This is a genomic window from Micrococcus sp. GbtcB5 (assembly GCF_019091605.1).
Lineage (GTDB): Bacteria > Actinomycetota > Actinomycetes > Actinomycetales > Micrococcaceae > Micrococcus > Micrococcus luteus.
In genome coordinates, this window is record NZ_JAGXJK010000031.1 from 1 (window position 1) to 21,726 (window position 21,726).

16 protein-coding genes are annotated in these 21,726 nt (G+C 73.2%); 5 read left to right on the forward strand and 11 right to left on the reverse strand.

Annotated elements, in window-relative coordinates:
- Positions 1–347 precede the first annotated feature (347 nt).
- The gene (locus tag KVS67_RS10115; RefSeq protein WP_231866322.1) at positions 348–947 is read left to right on the forward strand and encodes a flavin reductase family protein; all 600 of its coding nucleotides are present in this window, start codon (positions 348–350) and stop codon (positions 945–947) included.
- Entirely contained in the window at positions 944–2,254 is a 1,311-nt protein-coding gene (locus KVS67_RS10120; protein WP_063189649.1) for an MFS transporter, read from the forward strand. Before KVS67_RS10115 ends, KVS67_RS10120 begins: the two co-directional genes overlap by 4 nt.
- 128 nt (positions 2,255–2,382) lie before the next feature.
- Here the strand turns inward: KVS67_RS10120 and hutH are convergent, their stop codons facing one another.
- From hutH to hutU, 4 genes are all read right to left on the reverse strand, one after another.
- Entirely contained in the window at positions 2,383–3,987 is a 1,605-nt protein-coding gene (hutH, locus tag KVS67_RS10125) for a histidine ammonia-lyase (RefSeq protein WP_063189651.1), read from the reverse strand.
- 29 nt (positions 3,988–4,016) lie between these two features.
- Complete coding sequence (gene hutI / locus KVS67_RS10130; RefSeq protein ID WP_217565306.1) at positions 4,017–5,222, reverse strand: imidazolonepropionase; 1,206 nt, start codon at positions 5,220–5,222, stop codon at positions 4,017–4,019.
- 47 nt (positions 5,223–5,269) lie between these two features.
- The gene (locus KVS67_RS10135; RefSeq protein ID WP_082836645.1) at positions 5,270–6,646 is read right to left on the reverse strand and encodes a YjiH family protein; all 1,377 of its coding nucleotides are present in this window, start codon (positions 6,644–6,646) and stop codon (positions 5,270–5,272) included.
- Positions 6,647–6,763: 117 nt separating this feature from the next.
- Entirely contained in the window at positions 6,764–8,461 is a 1,698-nt protein-coding gene (gene hutU, locus KVS67_RS10140; RefSeq protein ID WP_063189653.1) for a urocanate hydratase, read from the reverse strand.
- A gap of 150 nt (positions 8,462–8,611) precedes the next feature.
- Here hutU and KVS67_RS10145 point away from each other — a divergent pair, with 150 nt between their 5' ends.
- Complete coding sequence (locus KVS67_RS10145) at positions 8,612–9,325, forward strand: IclR family transcriptional regulator (protein WP_063189655.1); 714 nt, start codon at positions 8,612–8,614, stop codon at positions 9,323–9,325.
- Between the two features lie 114 nt (positions 9,326–9,439).
- Here the strand turns inward: KVS67_RS10145 and KVS67_RS10150 are convergent, their stop codons facing one another.
- Positions 9,440–9,979, reverse strand: coding sequence for a hypothetical protein (locus KVS67_RS10150; protein ID WP_036315779.1), 540 nt, complete (start codon positions 9,977–9,979; stop codon positions 9,440–9,442).
- A 137-nt stretch (positions 9,980–10,116) separates the two neighbouring features.
- Positions 10,117–10,902 carry a carbon-nitrogen hydrolase family protein gene (locus KVS67_RS10155; protein WP_063189657.1) on the reverse strand — a complete coding sequence of 262 codons (786 nt, stop codon included), beginning with the start codon at positions 10,900–10,902 and terminating at the stop codon, positions 10,117–10,119.
- A 170-nt stretch (positions 10,903–11,072) separates the two neighbouring features.
- Here KVS67_RS10155 and KVS67_RS10160 point away from each other — a divergent pair, with 170 nt between their 5' ends.
- The gene (locus KVS67_RS10160; RefSeq protein WP_020624966.1) at positions 11,073–13,292 is read left to right on the forward strand and encodes a catalase; all 2,220 of its coding nucleotides are present in this window, start codon (positions 11,073–11,075) and stop codon (positions 13,290–13,292) included.
- 127 nt (positions 13,293–13,419) lie between these two features.
- Here KVS67_RS10160 and KVS67_RS10165 read toward each other — a convergent pair whose 3' ends face one another.
- Positions 13,420–14,709: an adenylosuccinate synthase gene (locus KVS67_RS10165; RefSeq protein WP_043279485.1), complete on the reverse strand. Its 1,290-nt coding sequence runs from the start codon at positions 14,707–14,709 to the stop codon at positions 13,420–13,422.
- Positions 14,710–14,845: 136 nt separating this feature from the next.
- Here KVS67_RS10165 and KVS67_RS10170 point away from each other — a divergent pair, with 136 nt between their 5' ends.
- Positions 14,846–15,397: a hypothetical protein gene (locus tag KVS67_RS10170; RefSeq protein ID WP_020624968.1), complete on the forward strand. Its 552-nt coding sequence runs from the start codon at positions 14,846–14,848 to the stop codon at positions 15,395–15,397.
- A 21-nt stretch (positions 15,398–15,418) separates the two neighbouring features.
- Here the strand turns inward: KVS67_RS10170 and bioD are convergent, their stop codons facing one another.
- From bioD to bioB, 4 genes are read right to left on the reverse strand one after another with little or no spacing between them, the layout of a single operon-like run.
- Positions 15,419–16,126 carry an ATP-dependent dethiobiotin synthetase BioD gene (bioD, locus tag KVS67_RS10175; protein WP_020624969.1) on the reverse strand — a complete coding sequence of 236 codons (708 nt, stop codon included), beginning with the start codon at positions 16,124–16,126 and terminating at the stop codon, positions 15,419–15,421.
- Complete coding sequence (locus KVS67_RS14105) at positions 16,108–18,579, reverse strand: aminotransferase class I/II-fold pyridoxal phosphate-dependent enzyme (RefSeq protein ID WP_231866323.1); 2,472 nt, start codon at positions 18,577–18,579, stop codon at positions 16,108–16,110. The genes bioD and KVS67_RS14105 overlap by 19 nt, the downstream gene beginning before the upstream one ends.
- Positions 18,576–19,964, reverse strand: coding sequence for an adenosylmethionine--8-amino-7-oxononanoate transaminase (gene bioA, locus KVS67_RS10185; protein ID WP_063189659.1), 1,389 nt, complete (start codon positions 19,962–19,964; stop codon positions 18,576–18,578). Before bioA ends, KVS67_RS14105 begins: the two co-directional genes overlap by 4 nt.
- A 7-nt stretch (positions 19,965–19,971) precedes the next feature.
- Positions 19,972–21,207 carry a biotin synthase BioB gene (gene bioB, locus KVS67_RS10190; protein ID WP_063189661.1) on the reverse strand — a complete coding sequence of 412 codons (1,236 nt, stop codon included), beginning with the start codon at positions 21,205–21,207 and terminating at the stop codon, positions 19,972–19,974.
- Positions 21,208–21,726 lie beyond the last annotated feature (519 nt).

Consider the following 21,726-nt stretch of genomic DNA (forward strand, 5'->3'; position numbering starts at 1 on the left):
CTCCCACGGTGACCGCGTCCGTCTCGAAGATGGTCGTGGCCACCGGGGAGGGTTACACCACTATCCGGGACTCAACTGTGGGTCTTTTCGGGCAGGTGGGTTGTTGAGGAACTTCCATCCTGCGGGAGAGGCCCACTCGTCTCATCTCAGCCGGCGCCTCGTGGCAAGAACCTCATGACCCACAACACCTAGGCAGTCAGCTACCCCCCCCTCCGCTTGATATATCCAGAATATGCGGCGTAGCCTGGCCCACACACTGTTACCGGCATCACATGGAGGACTCATGAAGTACCCGCCCGCAGCACGAGGCCAACCCCCTGCCCTTCTCCCCCTTCAAGAGCTCCACCGTGCCGCGGCCCATCGGCTGGCTGTCCTCCGTGAGCACGGACGGCATGGAGAACATCGCCCCCTACAGCCAGTGGCAGAACCTCACCTTCGACCCGCCCATGGTGATGTTCTCCGCGAACCAGTACCCGGACGGACGCCGCAAGGACACCGTCCTCAACGCGGAGCAGACCGGCTGGTTCGTGTGGAACATGGCCACCTACGACCTGCGCGAGGCCGTCAACGTCTCCGCCATGGCCCTGGAGCCGGGCGAGAGCGAGTGGGACCGCATCGCCGAGCACGGCGTCACCAAGGTCTACGCGGACAACCACCCCATCCCGATGGTCGCCGAGTCCCCCGTGCGCTTCGAGTGCCGCTACCACTCGACGCACCGCATCAAGGGCGACTCGAACGTCGGCACCATCGACGTGGTCTTCGCCCACGTGGACACCATCCACATCGACGACGACGTCATCACCGCCGACGGCCGCATCGACATCCCGCGCATCCAGCCGATCGCCCGCCTGGGCTACTTCGACTACACCGTGGTGCGGGAGACCTTCGAGATGCGGGTGCCCGGCGCCGACGGCGATGCCCAGGCCGGCCTCGAGGGACGGGCATGAGCACCGCGGCCACCGGCGCGGCCCGGCCCGCTCCCGTGCCCGGGGCCCGCCCCCGGAGCCTGAAGGACATGCTGGCCGTGAACTTCGGCAACGCGCTGGAGTGGTACGACTGGAACGTCTACACGATCTTCGCCCCGGTCTTCGCGGCGCAGATCTTCCACGCGGACAACCCCACCTCCGAGCTGCTCGCCACCCTGGCCGTCTTCGCGGTGGGCTTCGTCGCCCGCCCCATCGGCGGCTACGTGTTCGGCGCCTACGCGGACCGGGTGGGCCGCAAGCGCAGCCTCTTCGCGGCGATGATGATCACCGCGCTCGGCAGCCTGATCATCGCCTTCACCCCCACCTACGGCACGGTGGGCGTCCTCGCCTCGGTGATCCTCGTCATCGCCCGTCTGCTGCAGGGCCTGGCGCACGGAGGCGAGATGGGCACCTCCGTGACCTACCTCGTGGAGCGGGCGCCGCAGGGCCGGCGCGGGCTGTTCGGGGCGACGTCGTGGGTGTCCGTGGTGGTGGGCACGATCCTGGCGACACTCGTGGGCCTGGCCGTCAACACGCTGCTCTCCCACGAGCAGGTGGCGTCCTGGGGCTGGCGCGTGGCGTTCGGCATCGGCGGCGTCCGCGGCCTCTACGCGCTGTACCTGCGACGGAGCCTGACGGAGTCGGAGCACTTCACGGCGGCGCAGCAGGTGGTGCCCACCGCCGACGAGGCCCCGCGCCGGGAACCGAGCGCGGTGTGGCGCGGCCTGCTGACGATCTTCCTGGTCTCCGCGGGCGGCTCCCTGATGTTCTACACGTGGCTGATCTACCTGCCCACGCACGCGCAGGTGGCCCATCAGATGGACAAGTCCACCACCCTCTCGGCCTCGCTCGTGGCCCAGGTGATCTTCCTGGTCGCCATCCTCGGGGCGGGCCTGCTGGGCGACCGGGTCGGCCGCCGCCCGCTGGTCATCGCCTTCGGCCTGCTCTTCGTGGTGCTGCCGTTCCCGCTGTTCGGCATGCTGGACGGCACCTTCGCCTCGTTCCTGCTCGTGCAGACCATCGCCCTGCTGGCCGTGGCGCTGCTGTTCGGCGTCAACGGCGCCGTCTGGTCCGAGGCGCTGCCCACGGCGGTGCGCGCCAAGGGCGTGGCCACCATGCTCTCGCTGGCCACCGCGATCTTCGGCGGCACGGCGCCGTACCTGATCACGTGGCTGACGGCGCAGGGGTGGACCAGCGCGTTCCCGATCTACCTCATGGTGGTCGGCGGCCTCACCGGCCTGACCGGCCTGTTCATGAAGGAGACGAAGGACGTGGACCTGGCGGCCTGAGCCGGGCCGACCGGGCCCGATCCGCAGGCCGCCCCCCCTCCGCACACAGAGTGGTCACGACACGCCGTCTCGTGCAGACGCACGCGGCGTGTCGTCACCACTCTGCGGCGTCGGACCACGCTGTGGCGTCAGTGCCCCTCGGCCTCGGCGCCCTCGGACTCCTCGGCCAGGTCCTGCGGCTCGGCGTCGGCGGACACGCCCGCGAGCGCCTCCGCCACGGCGGCCAGCACGGACCCGTCGCGCAGGGCCTGCTCGGCGGCGGCCAGCTGCGGGGCCATGTACTGGTCCGGGCCGGGGCCGGGCACGCCGGCCTCGCGGATCACGCGGACGGCGGCACCGGTCGCGGCGGAGGGCTGCAGCGGCGCGCGCAGCTCGATCGCGCGAGCGGCGGCCACGAGCTCGACGGCGAGCACCCGGCGGAAGTTCTCCACGGCCGAGCGCAGCTTGCGGGCAGCATGCCAGCCCATGGAGACGTGGTCCTCCTGCATCGCGGAGGACGGGATGGAGTCCACGGACGCGGGCACGGCCAGGCGCTTCATGTCCGAGACGAGCCCGGCCTGCGTGTACTGGGCGATCATCATGCCGGAGTCCACGCCCGGGTCGTCCACGAGGAACGCGGGCAGCCCGTGCGAGCGGGCCGGGTCCAGCATGCGGTCGGTGCGGCGCTCGGACATGCTCGCGACGTCGGCCACCGGGATGGCCAGGAAGTCCAGCACGTACGCCACGGGCGCCCCGTGGAAGTTGCCGTTCGAGCTCACCCGGCCGTCGTCGAGCACCACCGGGTTGTCCACGGTGGCGGCGAGCTCGCGCACGGCCACGGTGCGCACGTACGCGAGGGTGTCGCGCAGACCGCCGGCCACCTGCGGGGCGCAGCGCAGCGAGTAGGCGTCCTGCACGCGGGAGTCGCCCTCCTTGTGGCTGGCCACGATCGGCGAGCCCGCCAGGATCCTCAGCATCCGGTCGGCGGAGGTCGCCTGGCCCGGGTGGGGGCGCAGCGGCAGGTGCAGCTCCGGCACGAACACGCGGTCGGTGCCGAGCAGCGCCTCCACGGACATCGCGGCGGTGAGGTCCACGGTGTCGGCGAGCTCCTCGAGGTCGGCCAGCGCCATGATCAGCATGCCGAGCATGCCCTCGGTGCCGTTGACGAGGGCCAGGCCCTCCTTCTCCCGCAGCTCGACCGGCTCGATCCCGGCCTCGGCGAGCGCCTCGCCGGCCGGACGCAGCGCGCCGTCCGTCCCGACGACGTCGCCCTCGCCCATCAGCGCCAGGGCCACGTGGGAGAGGGGGGCGAGGTCACCGGAGCAGCCCAGGGAGCCGAACTCGCGCACGGCGGGGGTGATGCCCGCGTTGAGCATGGCCACGAAGGTCTCGACCACCACGGGGCGCACGCCCGTGCGGCCGGAGGCCAGCGTGGTGGCCCGCAGGAACATCAGCGCGCGGACGACCTCGCGCTCCACCACGGGGCCCATGCCGGCGGCGTGGGAGCGGATCAGGGACTTCTGCAGCTGCGCGCGGGACTCGAGCGGGATGTGCTTGTCCGCGAGCGCGCCGAAGCCGGTGGAGACGCCGTAGGTGGGGGTCTCGGCCTCGGCCAGTGCCTCGACGTGGCGGCGCACCGCGCCGACGGTCTCGAGCACGTCGTCGGCGAGCACCACGCGGGCGTCGTGGCGGGCGACGGCGAGGACGTCGTCCAAGGTGGCCCCGGACGTGCCGAGGGTGACGGTGGTGGTCATGGTGATGCGTTCTCCTTGCTGTCGGTCGATCAGACGGCCCGGCGGCCCGCGCGCCAGACCGCGTGGGTCAGCGGCATGCCGGGGCGGTAGGCCAGGTGGATGGCGGCGGGGGCGTCGAGCACGTGCAGGTCGGCGCGCTTGCCGACCTCGAGGCTGCCGACGCGGTCCTGCGCGCGCAGGCCGAGGGCCCCGCCGAGGGTGGCGGCGCGCACGGCCTCGGCGAGGGTCAGGTGCATCTGCAGCACGGCGGTGCCCACGTTGAAGTTCATGGACGTGGTGTAGCTGGTGCCCGGGTTGCAGTTCGAGGCCAGGGAGACCTCGATGCCGGCGTCGAGCAGACGACGCGCGGGCGCCAGCGGGGCGCGGGTGGACAGGTCGCACGCGGGCAGGCAGCCGGCCACGGTGCCGGGCGTCCCGGTGGCGGAGGCGCGGTCCCAGTCGGCCCAGGTGCCGGCCAGGGCCTCGACGTCCGCGTCGGAGAGGTGGTTGACGTGGTCCACGGAGGCGGCGCCGAACTCCACGGCCACGCCCACCCCCGGGCCCTGCTCGATCTGGTTGCCGTGCAGGCGCACGCCCAGGCCCGCCGCCACACCCGCGGCGAGCACGCGGCGGGTCTGCTCGGCGTCGAAGGCGCCGGTGTCGCAGAACACGTCCACCCAGCCCGCGTGCTCCCGCACGGCCTCGAGCATCGGTCCGACGACGTCGTCGAGGTAGTCCTCCGCGTCCCGGCCCGGGGGCACGAGGTGGGCGCCGAGGAAGGTCACCTCGTCCACGAGGCCCTCCTCGCGCAGCCCGGCCAGCAGGCGCGCGTGGCGCGCCTCCTCCTCCACGGTGAGCCCGTAGCCGGTCTTGGTCTCGAGGTAGGTGGTGCCGCCGGCCACCGCGTCGGCCACCCGGCCGCGGACCAGCTCGGCCAGGCGGTCGTCCGAGGCGGCACGGGTGGCGGAGGTGGTCACGCCGATGCCGCCGGCCGCGTAGGACTCGCCCGCCATGCGGGCCTCGAACTCCGCGGAGCGGTCCCCGTCGAACACGAGATGCGTGTGGGAGTCCACCCAGCCGGGCAGCACGGCGCGGCCCTCGACGGACACCCGGTCGTCCGCCTCCGGGGCGTCCGCGGCGGCGCCGATCCAGGCGATGCGCTCGTCCTCGACGACGACGGCCGCGTCCGTGAGCACCCGCCCCTCGGGGTCGACGGTGGTCAGCTCGGCGATGTCGGTGATGAGCGTGGAGCGCATGGGGGCCTCTCTGCGGGACGGACGGGGGTGGGGCGGTGGGGTGGGCCTCAGGTGAGCGCGGCCACCAGGTGGGCCAGCGGCGTGGCCAGCACGATGGTGAGCGCCACGCGCTCGACCCAGATCACCAGGAGGTGCCACATCTTCACGGGGATGTCCGTGGCCAGGATGGCAGGAACCACCGCGGAGAAGAAGATGATCGCGGAGACGCAGACGACGCCGATCACGAACCGGGCGACGAGGTCCTCGTGACCGGCCGCCATCGTGGCCGGGATGAACATCTCGGCGATCGAGGTGGCGGAGGCCGAGGCCAGCAGGCCGGGGTCGGAGTAGCCGAGCGCCCAGAACAGCGGGTAGAAGATCACGCCGATCCACTCGAACACGGGCGTGTAGGTGGCCAGGACCAGGGCGATCAGGCCCACGGACATGATGGAGGGCAGGATCTGGAGCACCATCACGAGGCCGTCCCGGAAGTTGACCCAGATGTTCTTCGGCAGGGACGGGGCCTCGGCGAGGGTCTGCTCGGCGGCGCGACGGGCCACGCGGAAGCGGTCCCGGGTGACGGCCTGCTCGGGCGAGTGGGTGACGCCCGGGTAGCACTCGTCCGGGATGCGGCTCAGCGGCGGGATGCGCACCGTGATGGCGGTGACCGCGAACGTCACCGCGAGGGTGCCGAAGAAGTACCAGAGCCAGATGTCCATCAGGCCCAGCGTCTTGGCCACGATCACCATGAAGGTCGCGGACACCGTGGAGAAGCCGACGGCGATGATCGCCGCCTCACGGGCCGTGTAGCGGCCGCCGGTGTACATGCGGTTGGTCAGCAGCAGGCCCAGGGCGTAGGAGCCCACGAAGGAGGCCACGGCGTCGACGGCGGCGCGGCCGGGCACGCGCCAGATCGGCCGCATGGCCGGGCGCAGGTAGACGCCCACGAACTCCATGAGGCCGTAGCCGATCACGAGGGCCAGGAAGACGCCGCCGATGGGCACGATCAGGCCCACGGGCACCACGAGCTTGTCCATCAGGAACGGACCGATGCTCTTGTCCAGGATCCAGCTCGGGCCCACGCCGAACACGACCATCGCCGAGGCGACCAGGCCGAGCACGGCGAGGAACGCGAACACCGCCCGCGTGGTGCTGGTCCGCCAGCGACCCGAGGCGAACGGGTACACGGCGCCTGCGGCGATGATGGCCAGGCCCACCCAGCGGTCGGCCGGGCCGAGCAGCCCGCGCACCCAGGTCACCAGGTGGTCCAGCGGGATGGAGCTCGCCCCGTTGATCGTGATGGGCACGAAGAACATGACGATGCCGATCGCCGAGTAGACGATCATGCGCCAGCGCGCCGGCGGGCGGGGCGCGTCGGCCTCGATCGCGGCCATCGCGGTGGTGTCGGTGTGCAGCTCGTGGTCTGCGGGGCGGGACGAGTCCATCGTGGTGTCCTTTCGATCGCGAGCCGGACGAGCGGATGCCCGTCCGGCTCGCGGCGGTGAAGTCGTCGGACGGCGACGGCGCGGCGGCACCGTCGTCGTCCGACGACGTGACCGGGGTCAGTCCCGGATCGTGGCCTCCATGGGCACACGGACGCCGCGCTCCTTCGCCACCTCGGCGGCGCGGGAGTAGCCGGCGTCGACGTGGCGGATGACGCCCATGCCCGGGTCGTTGGTGAGCAGCGCCTCGAGCTTGGCCGCGGCCAGCTCGGTGCCGTCGGCCACGCCCACCTGGCCGGCGTGGATGGACCGGCCGATGCCGACGCCGCCGCCGTGGTGGATCGACACCCAGGTGGCACCCGAGGAGGTGGCGGTCAGCGCGTTCAGCAGCGGCCAGTCGGCGATCGCGTCGGAGCCGTCCAGCATGGACTCGGTCTCGCGGTACGGGGAGGCCACGGAGCCCGAGTCGAGGTGGTCGCGGCCGATCACGATCGGCGCCTTGACCTTGCCCTCGGCCACGAGCTGGTTGAAGAGCAGGCCGGCCTTGTGGCGCTCGCCGTAGCCCAGCCAGCAGATGCGGGCCGGCAGGCCCTCGAACTCCACGAACTCGGCGGCGCCGTCGAGCCAGCGGTGCAGGTGCTCGTTCTCGGGGAACAGCTCCTTCAGGGCCTCGTCGGTCACGCGGATGTCCTCCGGGTCGCCGGAGAGCGCGGCCCAGCGGAAGGGGCCGAGGCCCTCGCAGAACAGCGGGCGGATGTAGGCCGGGACGAAGCCCGGGAACTCGAACGCGCGGGAGTAGCCGGCCTTGCGGGCCTCGTCGCGGATGGAGTTGCCGTAGTCGAACACCTCGGCGCCGATGTCCTGGAAGCCGACCATGGCCTCGACCTGGCGGGCCATGGACTCCTGGGCCTTCTTGGTGAAGGTGTCCGGGTCGGCCTCGGCCTCGGCGTGCCAGTCCTTCTCGTCGATCTCGATCGGCAGGTAGGACAGCGGGTCGTGCGCGGAGGTCTGGTCGGTGACGATGTCGATCTCGACGGTGCCGGCCTTCTGGCGCTCGAGCAGCTCGGGGAACACCTCGGCGGCGTTGCCCACGAGGCCCACGGAGACGGCCTCGCCGTCGCGCTTGGCCTGCATGACGCGCTCGACGGCCTTGTCGATGTCCGTCTCCACCTCGTCCAGGTAGCGCTTGCCCATGCGGCGGCGCAGGCGGTCCTCCGAGACGTCCACGATCAGGCAGACGCCCCCGTTGAGGGTGACGGCCAGGGGCTGGGCGCCGCCCATGCCGCCGCAGCCGCCGGTGAGGGTGAGGGTGCCCTTGAGGGAGCCGTCGTAGCGCTTGCGGCCGATCGCGGCGAAGGTCTCGTAGGTGCCCTGCAGGATGCCCTGGGTGGCGATGTAGATCCAGGAGCCGGCGGTCATCTGGCCGTACATCATGAGGCCCTCGGCCTCGAGCTTGCGGAACTCCGGCCACGTGGCCCAGTCGCCCACCAGGTTGGAGTTGGCGATCAGCACGCGCGGGGCCCACTTGTTGGTGCGGAACACGCCCACCGGCTTGCCGGACTGCACCAGGAGGGTCTCGTCCTCCTCGAGGTCCTTGAGGGTGGCGACGATGGCGTCGTAGGCCTCCCAGGAGCGGGCCGCGCGGCCGGTGCCGCCGTAGACGACGAGGTCCTCGGGACGCTCGGCGACCTCGGGGTCCAGGTTGTTCATGAGCATCCGCAGCGGGGCCTCGGTCTGCCATGACTTGGCGGAGAGCTCGGTGCCGCGCGGGGCGCGGATGGTGCGGGACGGGTCGTGCTGGGTGAAGCCCACGGCCATGGCAGTTCCTCTCGACGGGGTGCGTGCGCCGGCGGGACGGGTGGCCCCTGTGATTTCACGGCTCGGCATGCACTTTCCGAACATTGAAACAGTGGCCCGGCTCACGCGCAAGCCCGATCCGCGTGTCCCGCACCCGTTACGCTCCCTGTCATGACCACCACCCCCACCGCCTCGACGCGCACCGTGGACCGGGCCCTGGACCTGCTCGCCGCCGTCACCGAGCAGCCCCGACTGAGCCTGACCGAGGCCGCCCGCGCCACGGACCTGCCGGCGTCCACGGCGCTGCGCCTGCTGCGCAGCCTCGAGGGGTCCGGCTTCGTGGCCCGCGACGACGACGGCGCCTACCGCCCCGGCGTGCGCCTCATCCAGCTCGGGGCGCGGGCCTTCTCCCGGGACTCGCTCGTGCAGCTGGCCCGCGGGCCGATGGACCACGTCGTGGCCGCCACGGGCGAATCCGTCTACCTCTCGGTGACGACCCCTCCGGACTCCGCCGTCTACCTGGCGATCGTGGAGGGCACGCACTCCGTCCGCCACACGAACTGGGTCGGACGCACCGTCCCCCTGGCGGGCACGGCCGTGGGCGACGCCCTGCGCGGCAGCGTGGCCGCGGGGGACTACACGCTGCGCACCCGTTCCGTGGAGAAGGACGTCACCTCGCTGTCCGCCCCCATCAGCGTGGCGGGCACGGTGGTCGGTGCGCTCAGCACGCTCGTGCCGGCCTACCGCTGCACGGACGAGCTGGCGGACCGGTGCGGGGCGGCCCTCGTCGCCGCCACCGGCGAGCTCGCGCACCTGCTCGGGGCGGCCGACACTCCCAGGGAACGCCCAGCCGACTCCCCTGGAAAGCCCAAGGCGAGTTCGTAGGCTGAAGCCACCTCATCGAAGGTGCGAGTGATGACGGAGAAGGCCCCGGGCCCGGCGAGAGCCGGAACCGGGGCCTTTCTCTGCGGCCGGCGCCCGAGGCGCCGGTTGCGGGGATCAGCGGCGGGAGGAGACGACGCCCGCCCAGAGGCCGCCGAGCAGGCCCGCCACCGGCAGCATCCAGAACAGGTGCAGGCCCGCCCCGTAGAGGACGGTGTTGGAGAACACCGCGAACAGGCCCACGGCACCGAGGAAGCCGCCGACCACGCCACCGACCACGTAGCGCACGACGGAGCGGGCAGCCCCGCCCATCAGCAGCACGACCAGGTAGCCGGCCGCGCCCGCCAGGGCGCCGCCCACCAGGCCGAACATGAACGACTGCACCAGCACGACCCAGCCGTGGCCGGTCTCGCCCAGCGCCACGGAGCCGTTCGGATCACCCAGGTCGCCGGTGAGCACGCGCACGACGTTGCCGATGATCACGACGAGCACCGAGACGAGGATGACGCGGTTGGTGAAGCCCCAGCCCTCCACCGGGCCCAGCGGCTCGAGCACCTCCTCCTCCACCACGGCGTGGCGCACGGGGCGGGCCGGGGCGGTGTGGGCGTTCGCGGCGTGGGGCTGGACGGCGTGGCTGCCGTCGGCGTTGATGGTCATCTCTGATCTCCCGTCCCGCCCCGGGCGGGGCGCGTTCCGAGCGCCGGGGCGCCCGTCTGGTTGCACGTCTGACGTGATTTTAGGCTTTTCCCAGCCCGAGGGGGTAATGGTGACCCGTCCGCCGGGCGGGGGGCGGCTCAGAGGACGTCGGTGCGGCGGTTGGCGAGCGAGGGGAGGAACTCCCGGACCTCGTCGATCCGCTCGCGGGTGACCTCCGCGGTCACCACGGCCTCCCGCTCGTCGGCGAGCTCGGCGACGGGCAGCGCCAGCGGGTCCACGATCATCGAGTGGCCCACGGTGCCGTCCGAGCACGTGTCCGCCGCGGCCACCCACACCGTGTTCTCCACCGCGCGGGCCTTGAGCAGGGTGCGCCAGTGGTCCACCTTGTGCTCGCCGGAGAACCACGCCGCGGGGATCACGAGCACGTCCGCGCCCTCCACCGCGAGACGCCGGGACAGCTCGGGGAAGCGCAGGTCGTAGCAGGTGAGCAGGCCCAGGCGGAGCCCGCCGAGCTCGATCGCGGCGACGCCGCCGTCGCCGGGGGTGATCCGGTCCGACTCGCGGTGCGCGAACGCGTCGTAGAGGTGGAGTTTGCGGTACGCGCCCAGCCGGGCGCCGTCCGCGCCCACCGCCAGCAGCGTGTTGTAGGGACGCCGGTCCGGTCCCGGCTCGTAGCCGCCCGCGACGACGGCGATCCCGTGCTCACGCGCCAGCGCGGCCAGGCCCGCAGCGAACGGCTCCCAGGCCGCGGCGACGGCGTCGGGGAACTCCTCCCCCACCTCGCGGGCCCCGAGCATGGCCTCCTCGGGCAGCACCAGGAGCTCCGCCCCCTCGCCCGCGGCGCGGGCGGCGAGGCGGGCCATCACGGCCAGGTTCGCCTCGACGTCGCCCACGGGTCCGAACTGTCCGACGCTGATCCTCATGCCCCCAGGGTAGCCAGGCCCCTGCCGGTGGCCGTCATCCCTGGTCAGCGCCGCGGCCAGCCGCCACGCTGGGGACCGGGCACGACGTCGGCCCGCATCGGCCGCCGTCGTCCTCCGCCCCCGATCCGCGCGGCACCGCGCGGCACGTCGACACCACAGGAGCAGACGCGATGACCACCCAGCAGCCCGACATCCCCGGCACGCCGGGGCCGATCACCCCCGACCTCGAGGAGCACACCGCCCTCACCCACCCGGACCAGCCCGTGGCCGTCCCGGCCCCGGACCAGCGCGGTCCGGCACAGGTCTCCCCCACCGGCCAGGACACCGGCGCCGACCCCGCGACCGCCGCGCAGGGCTGCCCGTACCTGACCACCGCGCACGGCGTCCGCCTGCAGGACTCGGACCACTCGCTCAAGGCCGGCCGCCGCGGCCCCACCCTGCTGCAGGACCACCACCTGCGGGAGAAGCTCAGCCACTTCGACCACGAGCGCATCCCCGAGCGCGTGGTCCACGCCCGCGGCGCCGGCGCCCACGGCGTGTTCCGCGGCTACGGCACCGCCGCGAAGATCAGCCGGGCCGGGCTCTTCGCCAAGGACAAGGAGACGGAGGTGTTCGTCCGCTTCTCCACCGTGGCCGGCTCCCGCGGCTCCATGGACCTGGCCCGCGACACCCGCGGCTTCGCCACCAAGTTCTACACGGACGAGGGCACGTGGGACCTGGTGGGCAACAACATCCCCGTGTTCTTCGTGCAGGACGCCATCAAGTTCCCGGACGTGGTGCACTCGGTGAAGCCGCACCCGGACCGCGAGATCCCGCAGGCGCAGTCCGCGCACGACACGTTCTGGGACTTCGTGTCCCTGCACACCGAGGCCCAGCACCACACCCTGTGGAACATGTCCGACCGCGGCATCCCGCGCTCCTACCGCATGATGGAGGGCTTCGGCGTCCACACCTACCGCCTGATCGCGGCGGACGGCTCCACCGTGCTGGTCAAGTTCCACTGGAAGCCGATGCTCGGCGTGCACTCCGTGACCTGGGAGGAGGCGCTGCTCACCAACGGCATGGACCCGGACTTCCACCGGCGTGACCTCGCCGACGCCATCGAGGCCGGTGCCTTCCCCGAGTGGGAGCTCGGCGTGCAGGTGTTCGAGGACAACGAGGAGCAGATGTTCGAGGGCATCGACCTGCTCGACCCCACGAAGCTGGTCCCGGAGGAGCTCGCCCCCGTGCAGCCCCTCGGCCGCATGACGCTGAACGCCAACCCGTCCAACTACTTCGCGGAGACGGAGCAGGTGGCCTTCAACCCGGCCAACCTCGTGCCCGGCATCGACGTCACCAACGACCCACTCCTGCAGGGCCGCCTCTTCTCCTACCTGGACACGCAGCTCACCCGCCTCGGCGGGCCGAACTGGAACCAGCTGCCCATCAACCGCCCGCACGCCCCGGTCAACGACATGCTGCGTGACGGCTTCCACCAGAGCGCCGTGCATCGCGGCGTGGCGCCGTACCGGCCCAACTCGCTCGACGGCGGCCTGCCGTACGAAACCCCCGCGGACGACCACGCGTTCATCGAGCACCCGGAGCCGCTGCCGGCCTCGGTGAAGGAGCGCGCGCACGCCGCGTCCTTCGACGACCACTTCTCGCAGGCGCGCCTGTTCTTCCTCTCCCTCTCCGAGGTGGAGCGCGAGCACGTGGCGCAGGCGTACACGTTCGAGCTCGGCAAGTGCTACGAGCAGACCATCCGCGAGCGCCAGCTGGCCCACCTCGCCGCGATCGACACGCGACTGGCCCAGCAGGTCGCGGACGGCCTGGGCATCCCCGTTCCCGCGCCGACCGAGACCCCGGCCGACGTGCAGCCCTCCCCCGTGCTGTCCCAGATCGGCGGCGCGTGGCCGCTCGACGGCCGTCAGGTCGGCGTCGTGGTGGGCGAGTCCGTGGACGAGAAGGAGCTGGACGCCCTCGTGCAGGGCATCCACGGTGCGGGCATGGTCCCGCTGGTCATCGCACCGAAGGGCGGCCCCGTGGCCGGGGAGATCGTGGCCCAGCGGACCTACCTGACCGCCGCGTCCATCGAGCTGGATGCCGTGGTCGTGGCCTCGCCGGCGGCCCCCGCCGCAGACGCCGCCCCCAGCCTGGACCAGAAGGCCGGCGCCGCCGACTCCGAGGCGGTGGACCCGCGCGTCGTCAAGGTGCTGCAGGAGATGTGGCGCCACTCGAAGGCGATCCTCGCCCTCGAGCCGGCGGAGGCCGTCCTCGCTGCCGCCCAGGTGTCCGGCAAGGGCGTCGAGTCCGCGGCGGACGGCGCGGCCGCCGTGGCGGCGCTGAAGCAGCTCCTGCCCGCGCACCGCGTGTGGGACCGCTTCCCGACGACGGGCCGCCTGGCCGACTGACCGGCGGACCCCCGGGCGCTTTCGAACGTGAGATAGGGCCTATCTCACGTTCGAAAGCGCCCATTCGCCCTCTTTCACGTTCGAAAGTGCAGGCCAGGGTGGGCCGGGGGCGGGGCGGCGGGCCGGGTCAGTCCTCGATGAGGTCCCGGACCTGGACCACCTGGTCGCGGCCCGGGCCCACGCCGATCGCGGAGATCCGGCACCCGGAGAGCTTCTCGAGGGCCTCCACGTAGCGCTGGGCGTTCAGCGGCAGATCCGTGAACGTGCGGGCACCGGAGATGTCCTCGGTCCACCCGTCGAAGTGCTCGTACACCGGCTTCGCGTGATGGAACTCGGTCTGGGTCATGGGCATGCGGTCGTGGCGCACGCCGTCCACCTCGTAGGCCACGCACACCGGGATCTTCTCGATGCCGGTGAGCACGTCCAGCTTGGTGAGGAAGTAGTCCGTGAAGCCGTTGATCCGCGCGGCGTAGTGGGCCATGACGGCGTCGTACCAGCCGGTGCGCCGCGGGCGGCCGGTGTTCACGCCGAACTCGCCGCCGGTGGTGCGCAGCTGCTCGCCCATCTCGTCGAAGAGCTCCGTGGGGAACGGGCCGGCGCCGACGCGCGTGGTGTAGGCCTTCACGATGCCGATGGTCCGGGAGAAGCGGGTGGGGCCGATGCCCGCGCCCACGGCCGCGCCGCCGGCGGTCGGGTTGGACGAGGTCACGAACGGGTAGGTGCCGTGGTCCACGTCCAGGTAGGTGGCCTGGCCGCCCTCCATGAGCACCACCTTGCCCTCGTCCAGGGCGTCGTTGAGCAGGTTCACGGAGTCCACGACCATGGGGCGCAGGCGGTCCGCGTAGCCCAGGAAGTACTCGGCGATCTCGTCCACGGTGACGGCGCGGCGGTTGTAGAGCTTCACCAGCAGCTCGTTCTTCTGCCGCAGGGCGCCCTCGATCTTCTGGCGCAGGATCGACTCGTCGAAGATGTCCTGCACGCGGATGCCCAGGCGGGCCACCTTGTCCATGTAGGTGGGGCCGATGCCGCGGCCGGTGGTGCCGATCGCGCGCTTGCCCAGGAACCGCTCGGTCACCTTGTCCATGGTCTGGTGGTACGGCGCCACGAGGTGGGCGTTGGCGGAGATCTTCAGGTGCTCGCACGAGTGGCCGCGGGACTCGAGCCCGTCGATCTCCTCGAACAGCGCCTCCAGGTTCACCACCACGCCGTTGCCGATCACCGGCACCGCGTTGGGCGAGAGGATGCCGGCGGGCAGCAGCTTGAGCTCGAACTTCTCCCCGTTGACGACGACGGTGTGCCCGGCGTTGTTGCCGCCGTTCGGCTTGACGACGTAGTCCACTCGGCCGCCCAGCAGGTCGGTGGCCTTGCCCTTGCCCTCGTCGCCCCACTGGGCTCCGACGATCGCGATCGCTGGCATCTGCATCTCTCCTCAGGGCCGCGGGTCGCCCCGGACCGGCCCGTACATGGAAAACGCCCCCTTGCGGTGCACGCGGAGGCCGTACCCCCGAATCCTACCAGCGTGACGGATGCCACCCTCTGGCTACGCTGACGCCATGAGCACCGCAGCGCCCCACACCCAGCACTCGGACTTCCCCTCCCCGACCCCCACCCGCAAGGGTCCGAGCGTGGGCACGTGGCGTCCCTGGGCCGTGCTGCCGTGGGCGCTGGCCCTCCTCGCCCTGCCCTTGATCGCGCTCGCCCTGCGCTCCAACTTCGGCGCGAACGGCTGGATGACGGTCATCTACATGGTCTTCGGCGCCCTGCCCCACGAACTCGTCCTCATGGTCCTGGTGGGAAGCCTGTTCCTCCTGCCCCGCGTGAACCCGCAGGATGAGCAGCGGGGCGGCATCCGGCTGGGGCGCCTGCTGCACACGCTGCTGGGCGTCTCCTGGGGGTCCTTCGCGCTGGCCGCGATCATCTTCCCCGACGGCGGCGACCACCCGGACTCCGGCGCCACGACCCCGGTGCTCATGGACCTGCTCGGCAAGAGCACCGCGATGGACGTCGGCCTCGTGGGCGGCCTCGCCCTCGTGGCCGTCAGCGCCCTCACCGGTCTCGCGGTGATCGTGGTGTGCGTGGTGCGGCGGATCCGCGCCGTTCGCTGAGCACGCTCCCGACGACGGCGGTCAACGCACCGACATGACGCGCGGCGGGGTGCCCCGCGGCACCGTCTCCAGCACCGCCCCGTGGGCGCCGGCCAGGCGGGCCAGGAACACGAGGTTGGCCCGCTCGACGGGGTCTGGGTCCGCGGCCACGCCGCTGACGAGGATCCGCTCCGGCGCCACGCCACGGGCGGCGGCGTGCTCCACCGTGAGGCGCGCGTGGTTCTGCGTGCCCAGCCCGGGGCGCGCCACGACCGTCAACCCCGCGTCGAGCCCGGCCGCCCGCAGCGCGCGCACGGCGTCCACAGGCCCCTCGTCGGCCTCGGTCCACGCCACGGTGATCCCGCCGGCGCCCTCGATGAGCAGGTGGTCGACGCCCGCGGCGAGGCCACGCCACCGGCCCAGCTGCTCACCCAGAGGCGGCAGAGGGGGCGTCCCCTCCCCCGCGTGGGCGACCGCGTCCACGGGGGCCATCGCGGGGCCGACCCGCGCCCCCTCGGACACGGTCAGGCGGGCCGGAGCGGCGGCGTCGAGCGCGCCGGATGCGGCGGCCGCGGCCACCAGGTCCCGGACGGTCTCGACGTCGCCGGCCTCCCCCGGTGCGACGCCCGTCTGCACCGGCTTGTCCACGTGCACGCGGAGCCCGGCCACCAGGGCACGGGCCGCGAGCGCGGCGGTGCCCCACGTCTTGCCGACGTCCGTGTCCGTGCCGGTCACGACCTCGATGCGCATGTGTCCACTCCACTCTGCTCGATTCGGATGTCCTCGCCGCCGTGCCACGGTCCGGGCGTCACGAGCACGTGCTGCGGCGCCTGGAAGGAGAGCAGGCGCAGCCACGTCGCCGGCGGCCCGGTGAGCCGGGCGTCCGGCAGCAGGCGGGCGACCTCGCGGACCACGAGGGCGGTCTCGAGCTCCGCGAGCCCGGCCCCGAGGCAGCGATGCAGGCCGAAGCCGAAGGCGAGCCGGGCGTCGTCGTGCTGTTCGCCGCTGAGGTGCAGCAGGAGCTCGTCGCCGGCGCGGACCTCGTGCTCGCCGACGCGGACGTCCGCCGTGGCGAGGCGCCGCCAGGTGGGCACCGAGGAGCTCGTCCGGAGGCACTCGGCCACGAGCTCGGCCGCGGCCGCCTCCGCCGCATCGGCTCCGGCGCCCCCGTCCGCCCCGGCGCCGAGCGCGGCCCAGCGGGCGGGGTCGGCCAGGGCGCGGGTGAGCGCGGTGGAGATGAGCAGCCGGGTGGTCTCCTGCCCGGCGATCACCAGGAAGTAGCCGAGGGAGACGATCCGCTCGTCGTCGACGCCGGCCTCGTGCAGCGCCGCGAACAGGTTGCCGGGCTGTGCGTCGTCCCCGCGCGCCTCGACGACGGCCCCGCGCAGCCACCGGTGGAAGTCGGCGGCGGAGCGGGCGAGCCGCAGCTGGCGGTCCTCGTCCGGCCAGCCCCAGAACAGTTCGAGGGAGTCGGCGCTCCAGCGGTGCAGCTGCGCCTCGGGCGGGTTGGGCACGCCGGTCAGGGCGGACATCACGCGCGCCGGGACCGCTGCCGCCACGGTGGTCGCCAGGTCCACGGCCCCGCCTGCGCGGCCGGTGTCCGCGAGGGCGGCCGTGAGGGCCATCCGGGTGGTCGCGAGGATCCGGCCGCGGGCTTCGCGCACCTTCGCCGGGGAGAAGAACGGTGCCACGACGCGACGCACCGCCCGGTGCTCCTCCCCGCCGGCGGAGGCGAGCACGGGCGGCAGCCGGAAGCGGGCGGCGGCCAGGATGCGGCGGGCCGGGCCGCTCAGCGGGACGACCGCCGTGAGGGCGTTGTCCGAGGCGAACGTCCCGGGGTCGGTGAGCACGCGCCGCAGGTCGGCGGGATCGGAGATCCGCAGGTGGTCGCCGCGCACGGCCTCCGGCCGTGGGTCGCCGTGGGCGAACGGGCAGCCCGTGGACGCGCCCCACGCCCGGGCGGCCACGCTCGCCACCGCCTCCAGCGCCGCCCGCAGCCGGGGCTCGGGGACGGCGGTGGTCACGCTCACGCGGAGGCGGGCGATGCCGTCGGGCACGCTGGGCGGGCGGAAGCATCCCACGAGGACGCCGTGCGCGCGCAGCTCCGCGGCCGCGGCGACGGCCTGCTCCGGTCCGGGCATGCGGATCGAGTGGACGGCGCCCGCCCCGACCTCCACGTGCCCGGCCAGCTCGGGCCGGCGGGTGAAGACGTCCACGGCCGTCTCCCGGGCCCGCGCGAGCCGTGCCGCGGGCTCCCCCGTGGCGGCGATCCGGCAGGCGGCCGCCGCGGAGGCGGCGAGCACGGGGGCCAGGGCCGTGTCGAAGACGAAGGTGCGGGCGGTGTTGAGCACGTGGTCGCGCCAGGACCGCGCGTCGGGCCCGCCGAACAGGGCCAGACCGCCCTGGCCGCCGAGGGCCTTCGAGCAGGTGGCGGTGACCACGACGGGCGCCTGCCCCGCCCACAGTCCCAGGGCGCCCGTGCGGCTGCCGCCGGGGACCACGCCGAGCGAGTGGGCCTCGTCCACCACGAGCAGGGCGCCGTGTTCGGCGGCCAGGGCGGCCAGGGCAGGCAGGTCGGCCTCGTCCCCCAGCACGGAGTACAGGGACTCGACCACCAGCACGATCCGTCGCGCCCGCCCTTCGGCGCGCAGCCGGCCGAGGGCGGCCCGGAAGGCGGGCACGCTGTTGTGCTCCACCGTGGTGACCGACGCGCCCGGCAGGGGGGCGAACGCCCCTGAGCGGGCGGTGGCGGCGAGGGCGGTGCCGTCGCGCAGGCTCGCGTGGGCGTGCTCGTCCAGGAGGAAGGCAGTGCCCGGCCCGGCCAGGGCGCCGAGGACGCCGAGGTTCGCGGTGTAGCCGGAGGAGAAGGCGAGGGCGGCATCCGCGCCGGCCAGCGCGGCGGCGGCGGACTCGAGGTCGGCGTGCGCGGGATGCGTCCCCGTGACGACGCGGGAGGCCCGCGCCCCGACCGGTCCCTCGGTGGCGACGCGCGCGGCGGCGGCCCGCACGTCCGGGTGGGCGGCCAGGCCCAGGTAGTCGTTGGCGGCCAGGTCCACGACGTCCGACGACGGCGCGCCCGGCTCCGGCGGTTCGGCGCGGCGCTCCAGGCCGCGGCGCGCGCGGACGGCGGCCCGGGAGCCCAGCCACGAGGACCAGGGGTCGGCGGGCGTGCTCGTGGCCGCGCCGGCCTCGGCGGTGCTCATGCGCAGACCTCCTCGACGGCCCCGGTGACGGCCGCGCAGATCGTGGCGACGTCGTCGTCGGTGCTCACGTAGGGCGGCATCACGTACACCAGCCGCCGGAAGGGGCGCACCCACGCACCGCGGGCGACGGCGGCCCGAGTGACGGGCTCGACGTCCACGGTCCGGTCCAGCTCCACGACGCCGACCGCACCCAGGACCCGTACGTCGGTGACCGCGGGCAGGTCGGCGGCCGCCGCCAGCCCGGCGCGCAGCCCGGCCTCGACGCGGGGCACCTGGGCGGCCCAGCCGTCGCGCGGGTCGGTGAGCAGGTCGAGGGACGCGGAGGCGACCGCGCACATCAGCGGGTTGCCCATGAACGTGGGCCCGTGCAGGAGAGCCCCGGGCATGCCCCGTTCCCGCCGGGAGACCGTCTCGGCGACCTCGGCGGTGCACAGCATGGCCGCGCCCGTCATGGTGCCGCCGGTGAGCGCCTTGCCGAGGCACAGCACGTCCGGGGCGACGCCGGCCCCTTCGCACGCGAGCCAGCGGCCGGTGCGGCCGAAGCCAGTGGCGATCTCGTCGGCGATGAGCAGGAGCCCGTGCTCGTCGCACAGCTCGCGCAGCACGGTGAGGCAGCGCGGGTCGTAGACGCGCATGCCCCCCGCCCCCTGGAGCACGGGTTCAAGGATCACGCCGGCGATCTCGTCCGCATGCGCGGCGGTGAAGGCGCGGGCCTCGTCCTCCCACGCGGCGAGGGCGGCGTCGTCGGCCTCCCAGTGGCCGGCCGGAGCGGCGTCGGGTGCCGTGGGTGCCGCGGCGACGCCCTCGGGCACCCAGCGTGCCGCCGGCGGGCGGGGCAGGAACAGATGCCGAGCCACGAGCGAGGTGAAGGCCGCGTGCATGCCGTCCACGGGATCGCACACGCCCATGGGCGCGGCGGTGTCCCCGTGGTAGCCGCCGCGGACCGTGAGGAATCGGCGGCGGCTGGGCCGGCCGCGCGTCGCCTGGTACTGGAGGGCGAGCTTGAGCGCGACCTCCACCGAGACCGAGCCGGAGTCGGCGAGGAACACGTGCTCGAGCGCGGCGGGGGTGTGCGCGACGAGCCGTTCCGCCAGGTCGACGGCGGGCGCGTGCGTGAGCCCGCCGAACATGACGTGCGGGAAGGCCGCGGCCTGCCGGGTCAGGGCCTCGACGAGCGCGGGGTGCCCGTGCCCGTGCACCACGGACCACCAGGACGCCATCGCGTCGATGGCGCGGTGACGCTCCCCGCCCGGCCCCTCGAGGTCGAGGTGGACGCCCCGGGCACCGCGCACGGCGTAGAGCTGGCGGGCGCCGGCGGTCCCGTAGGGGTGCCAGAGGTGGGCGGCGTCGCGGTCGAGGAGGCCGGCTTCAGCGGGGGCGGTCACGGTGCGCTCAGGCGTTGGCGGGCTCGGCCGTGCCCGCGCCCCGACGGCGCAGCTCGGGCTTCACGGCGCCCTCGGCGCCCGTGTCGGGTCGGGCGTCCTCCGCGGCCCCGGCCTCCGAGGCGACGGCCGCACCGGAGCCGCACGGGCCGGCGTCGTCCGTGCCGGCGCAGCAGCCGCCGGCCGGGGCGCCGTCGTCGGCCGCGGCCTGCTGTGCACGCTCCTCGGCGCCGAGCACGCTGAAGCCGGCGTCGGCGATCATCTGCAGGTCCGCCTCGGCGTCCTGGCCCTCGGAGGTGAGGTAGTCGCCGAGGAAGATCGAGTTGGCCACCTGCAGGCCGACCGGCTGCAGGGAGCGCAGGTGCATCTCGCGGCCGCCGGCGATGCGCAGCTCCTTGTCCGGGCACGCCAGGCGGACCATGGCGAGGATCCGGAGACACTCGAGGGGCGTGAGCTGCTGGTGGCCCTGCAGCGGGGTGCCGTCGAAGGGCATGAGGAAGTTGACGGGGATGGAGTCGGAGTCCAGGTCGCGGAGCGCGAGGACGGCCTCGACGAGCTGCTCGTGCGTCTCCCCCATGCCCGCGATCAGGCCACTGCAGGAGGACAGGCCGGCGGCGCCGGCCCGCTGCACGGTGTCCACGCGCTGCTCGTAGGTGTGGGAGGTGCAGATGGACTCGTAGTGGGACTCGGCCGTGTTGAGGTTGTGGTTGTAGGCGTCGACGCCGGCGTCCTTGAGCTTCTCGGCCTGGCCGTCCTTGAGGAAGCCGAGGCACGCGCACACCTCGACCTCCGGGTGCTGGGCCTTGAGGTCGCCGACCATGCCGGCCACGCGGTCGACGTCGCGGTCCGTGGGGCCGGTGCCGGAGGCCACCATGCACACGCGCGAGGCGCCGCCCGCGATGCCCAGGCCCGCCTGGCGGACGGCCTCCTCCGGCTTGAGCCACGTGTAGCGCAGGATCTCGGCCTCGGTGCCGAGCCGCTGGGAGCAATAGGTGCAGTTCTCCGGGCAGAGGCCGGTCTTGAGGCTGACCAGGTAGTTGACCTTGACCGTGCGGCCGAAGTGCTTCTCGCGCAGGCGCGAGGCCGCCGCGACGATGCGGAACGTGTCCGCGTCCGGGGCGTCCAGCACAGCGACGGCCTCCTCAGCGGTGAGGCGGTGGCCCGCCTCGATGCGGTCCACGAGGGCCTCGGGGTCGAGGGCGGCGGGGCGGGGGTCGACGGCGGGGGCGTCCTGGGTGGCGCTCATGCGGGCCTCTCCGGTGTGGGCGGGGCTCGGCCCCGGGTGGGTCTGACCCGACGGACTCTAACAGTGTTCATTGAACGGTGTTCAGGAGCGCGGGGCCATCACCCCGACGTCAGCGCCTGCGCCGGTCCACAGGGACCGGCTCGGGCCGGGGCTGCTCCTCGAACGTCGTCGTCGCCGCGAGGATGCCGTGGGCGGCTGTCGAGATGCAGCGAAGATTTCACAAACGCGCAGATATGTTTCATACCGGCTTCAGGGTCTGAAATCTTGACAACTACAGTGCCCCGGCGCATGTGTCGAGATGCAGTGAAGAGTTCACACGACACGCGGTGGCATCTCTCGGAGACAACGGATCAGGCACGACCTGAAACGTAGGTCCTGGCTCCGTCGGGGGCTCCCACCACTCGGCACGACGGTGATGACGGCCAGGCTCAATGGTGGCGGCGAGCGTGAACTCGCCCCCACCGCTGAGGGGCTTACCCAAGATCAGTCGATGGGGCTGACGCGGATGAGGTTGCCGTC